Origin of the sequence: Dactylosporangium sp. NPDC000244 (genome assembly GCF_040300725.1) — a bacterium.
Taxonomy (GTDB): Bacteria; Actinomycetota; Actinomycetes; order Mycobacteriales; family Micromonosporaceae; genus Dactylosporangium.
Genome location: NZ_JBEPEH010000103.1, coordinates 1 through 4,657 on the forward strand (window position 1 = coordinate 1; position 4,657 = coordinate 4,657).

The following is a 4,657-nucleotide window of genomic DNA, read 5'->3' on the forward strand; positions in this document are numbered from 1 at the left end:
GGCGCGGGCGGCCACGAGCGGCATCGCCCGCGCGGCGATCAGGGCCACGGCCAGCATGAGCAGCGCCGGGGCTAGGGGCGCCACGCCGTACACGTTGTCGCCGGACGTATGGAAGTGCACCACGGCCGCGACGGTGAGCAGCACGACCAGGATGTCGAAGGTCGCCGACCGCCACCGGGCGCCTCGCCGGTCCACCCGCCGCAGCAGGTCGCTCAGCGGCGCCGAGATCGCCCGGACGGCCACCACGGCCCCGGCGAGCACCACGGCGGCGCCGAGCGCGGCCCCGTACCGCAGCGCCGACGGCACCCCGGCCCCGGCGACCAGGCTGCCGGTCAGGCCGCCGGCGAGGACGGGCACGGCCGGCTCGGCGATCGCGAGCCACCAGCGGCCGGGCCGGCGGGCGCCGCGCAGCGCGACGATGCCGTGCTCGAAGCGGCTCGCGCGGGCACCGGTCGCGACGGCGAAGAGGAGCACGGCACCGCCGAGCAGCGCGACGGGCACGGCCGCGAACGGCACCGGCTCCCGGGCCGCGGCGCGGGCGGCGTCGATGCGGTCGAGCAGGCCGCCGAGACCGATCGAGGCCTGCCCCCCGCCGGCGCCGGGGTCCACCTGGGACAGCCAGGCTCGCAGCCGCGGCAGGGTCGCGACGCGGATGGCGCCGGGCTGCGGGTAGGCGTCGTACGTCTGCAGCTCCGAGGTGCGCACGAAGCCGTCGAAGGTGCGCCGGTCGACGTAGACGGCGGCGTCGGTGCGGCCGCGGCCCCAGTACGGCGACGCGATCGGGCGCACGATGCCGACCACGGTCAGGTAGCCGGGCGCGCCGTTGGTGACGAACTGGCTCGTGGACGAGTTGTAGGACGACGAGCTCAGCGCGAGCGGGTCGCCGAGCCGGACCCCGAACCGGTGCGCGGTCTCCTCGCTGAGCACGGCGTCGCCCTGGCTCATGAGACACCGTCCTTCGTGGACGGTCACGTGTTCGCAGAGGTCGTCGCGGAAGGTCACCTGCCGGGTCCCGTCCAGGAACACCGCGGGCTCCTCGACCGGCTGCGCGACGAACGACGCCGAGAAGACGCGCGTGTAGCCGGGCGCGTCGAGCAGGCGGGCGCCGTCGCGTTCGAAACGGTCGTCCATGGTGCCGGCGGCGTTGGGCTCGAGGGTGGCGGTGACGAGCATGGTGCGTTCGTCCGGGCGGGCCGCGGCGACCTCGTCGGCGACGATGCCGTCCTCGGCGCGGGCCAGGTACACGGGGGCGAGCGCGACCCCGGCCGAGGCGAGCGCGGCGAGGAGGAACAGCGCGACGGCCGGGCGCCAGCGGGCCCGGAGCATGGCGAGCGTCAGCGCGATCATCGGCGGGCTCGCGAGCCGAGGGCGGCGGCGGTGAAGCAGATCGTGGCGGCGGCGAGGGCGGCCAGCAGTGCCGGTACCGAAACGGCCGGCTCCTGCACGGGCCAGCCGTCGGTGAACGGCCGCACCGGCGAGCGGAGCAGCCAGCGGGCCGCCGCCGCGGCGACGAGCCCGATCGCCAGGGCCAGGACCACGGGCGCCAGGGCTGACCACCGGCCGGCGGCGCGCAGCACCCGCGCGGGCACCCCCTGGCGGCGCAGCGCCTCGAACTCGGCCCGGCGCTGACGGCGTTGCACGGCCGCGACGACGGTCAGCGCGGCCCCGGCCAGCAGCAGCCCGACGGCCGCGGCGAGCAGGTGGAAGCGCAGCGCGGCGGCGGGGCCGAGGCGCGCGAGGCGGTCCCGGCCGGCCGCCACGGAGTCGCCGCCGGTGATGCGCAGGCCCGCCGCGGTGAGCCGGTCGACGATGTCCGGCGGCGCGCCGGCGGCCAGCCAGACCTGGTCGCGCTCGTCCGCCCGGGCGCCCTTGGCGCGCGTGAGGCCGGTGGTGAGCCGGTCCGCGTACTCCAGGTCGGTGAGGACGACTCCTGGCATCCAGTCCACCGTGGACGGTCGCACCGGGAGCGTCACGCCGGCGAGGGCGAGCTCGGCGGTGCCGCTCTGGTCCGGCTCCCGCAGGCTGCCCGGGGTGCCCAGGACCGGCAGCGGCAGCGGGGCGTCGACGACGTACAGATGCTGGTCGACCTCCGCGGCGCGGGCGGGTGCGATGGTGGCCAGCCGCATCCGGCCGTCGCCGCGCAGCCGCTGCAGCCCGGTGGCCGCGCCGCCGACGGTGGTCCGCCACCGCGCCGGATCGGCGAACCCGGCCCCGTCGACGACCACCTTCCCGTCAGCCCGCAGCTCCGACAGATCGAGCTGCGCTCCGGGGTCTCCGCGCAGGTCGAGCGCGACGACCCGGCAGCCGTCCTTGCAGGCCAGGACGTCCGAGTCGTACGGCCCGTCGTCCCCGATCGCCCCGAAGTCCGCGCGTACCGTCTCCCCGGTGCCGTGCACGGCGAGGGTCAGGCCCACGGCGACCGTCCCGTCGCCGGCCGCCCGCAGCGTGAGGGTCGTGCCGGTGAACGCGATCGGCCCCGGGGCGGGCGGGTGCAGCCGTTCGATCGAGGGTCCGGGGTCGACCGCGGCGACCGCGCGCAGCCGGGCCGAGTCGACGGCGAGGATCCGCGGGCCGGGGCCGGACGCGTGCGCCACGACGACGGCCATGGCGCGACGGCCCTGCGGATCGGCGGCGCGGACGGCGGACAGGAGACGCTCGGGCGGTACCGGCGCGATCTCCAGCACCCGGTCGGCGCCGATCTCGGCCTGGGCCCGGTGCAGGCGTGCGGTGTCGGCCCGCGCCCAGTCCTGCGCGGCGACCCCGCACACGCAGGCGGCCGCGGCGAGGACGGGCACGATCCGGTACGCCGACGTGCGCCGGGCCAGGAACAGCGCGGTGAGCCCGGCGGTGACCCGGCCCCGGGCCAGGGCCGCGCGCCCGGCGGCGACGGCGGGCGGGAGCAGCAGCCGGGTCAGCAGCACGGCCCCGGCGGTGGCGAGCAGGACGGGGGTGAGCAGTTCGAGGCCGAAGCCGTCGACGGGCGCCTCGCCGGTGACCGCGGACTGGTAGCCGGCGGCGACCGCGAGGGCGATGACGGTGAGGTCGAGCGCGGCCCCGGCGAGCGCGGCCCGGCGCGGCGGCGCGGACCGCAGCAGCCGCTGCACCGGCGCGCGGGTGAGCCGCCAGTCGGCCGCCACGATGAGCACCAGCGCCCCGGCGCCGACGACGAGGCCGGTCCTCCCGGCGACGGCGGCGCCGATGAGCGCGGGCAGCGCGCTCTGCCCGGAGGTCGCGGCGAGGACCCGCCAGCGTCGCGCCCCGCGCAGCGCGATGCGGGCGGCGTCGGAGCGGCGGCCCTCGGCGGCATACCAGGCGGTGACCCCGATCGCGATCCAGCCGATCGCGACGAGCTGCACGGCGGCGACGACGATGCCGTGCGTGACCGCGTACCGCTCGCCGGCGACCGACTTGTTCAGTGCCTCGGCGTTCTGGCTCACCTCGAGCGAGTTGCGCTGCAGCCGCGCGACCGCGGCGGCAACCGGTGCGGGATCGCCCCGGCCGAACTGCGCGGCGGGCAGCAGCAGGTCCTCGGTCGCGTAGGCGGGCACCCCGGCCGCGGCGATCGTGTCGAGGGTGGTGATCGCATAGTCGCCGGGCTGCTCGAACGTGCCGACGACGGTCAGCGTGAGCGGCTGCCGGCCGAGGCCGTTGATGTGCTGGACCGTCGTGCCCAGCCGCTCGGCCAGGGCCGCGGGCAGCGCCACCTCGCCGGCCCCGGCCGGGCACCTGCCGGTGAGCGTGAGGCCCGCGCACCCGTCGTCGCGATACCGCAGCTCGGTCGCGAACCGTTCCCCGGTCGCCGTCGCGACAAAGCCCGGAAGTTGTACTCCGGCCACGCCGTCTTCCAGCGCAAGCCCTGCCGTCGACTCGGTCGTCGCCCGGAAGCGCCGCAGCGCCTCCTGCGGGTCGGCGCCGAGCGCGATGGTGCCGCGCACGACGATCGTGCGCTGGGCGGGCGGGGCGGCGGCGATCAGCGCGGCCGTGACCCGGGCGGCGTCCCGCTCGGCGAACCAGCCGGCCGCGGCGAGCCCGCCCGCCGTGAGCGCGACGAGCACCGCCATGACCACGGCGGGACCACGGCGGATACGGATGGCGCTCAAGACGACGGCCAGCACGCGCAGACCATAACCGGACCGGGGGCCTCGCGTGGGATCGCTCCCAAGAAGTGGATCGTCTCGCGGTCCGACCCCGCCGCCGCGAAATTTTCAGCACCGAAACTTCGGAACTTCCGGGCTCTATTCACGTCTCGCGTGCACTCCAGGGCAGTCGCGCCGCAGCACCTTCCGAAAGTATTCCGGAAAGTCTTGCTCGCCCCCGGCCCCCGTGCCAGCATGACAACGCATTGAAATCCACCGTTCTGCGGTCCGGGTCATGCAGCCCACCGACACCCCTGCGCACGCGCGGCGGCTCCCGCCTGCCCGCGTGCGGTGGGCGGCGGCCCGGCCCCAGGACCGACAAGGAGGCCCATCGTGGCAACCAGACGATCGTTGCGCGTCAAGGCGTTGATCGGCGGGACCGTCGCCGCTGTCGCCGTGGCGGGCGCGATCATGATCATCCCGGACGCGAGCGCCGCCGCGAGCACGCTCGGTGCGGCGGCCGCGCAGTCCGGGCGGTACTTCGGCACCGCGATCGCCGCGGGCCGGCTCGGCGACTCGAC

General features: G+C 76.9%; 1 protein-coding gene and 2 pseudogenes. 1 reads left to right on the forward strand and 2 read right to left on the reverse strand.

Annotated elements, in window-relative coordinates:
• A pseudogene (locus tag ABT369_RS57620) lies at positions 1 to 1,347 on the reverse strand (hypothetical protein); the annotation flags it as partial.
• Entirely contained in the window at positions 1,344 to 4,115 is a 2,772-nt protein-coding gene (locus tag ABT369_RS57625; RefSeq protein ID WP_350627216.1) for an FtsX-like permease family protein, read from the reverse strand. The gene ABT369_RS57625 and the pseudogene ABT369_RS57620, both read right to left, overlap by 4 nt.
• A gap of 354 nt (positions 4,116 to 4,469) precedes the next feature.
• On the opposite strand from ABT369_RS57625, the pseudogene ABT369_RS57630 reads away from it, so the two are divergent.
• Positions 4,470 to 4,657: pseudogene (locus ABT369_RS57630) on the forward strand (endo-1,4-beta-xylanase); the annotation flags it as partial.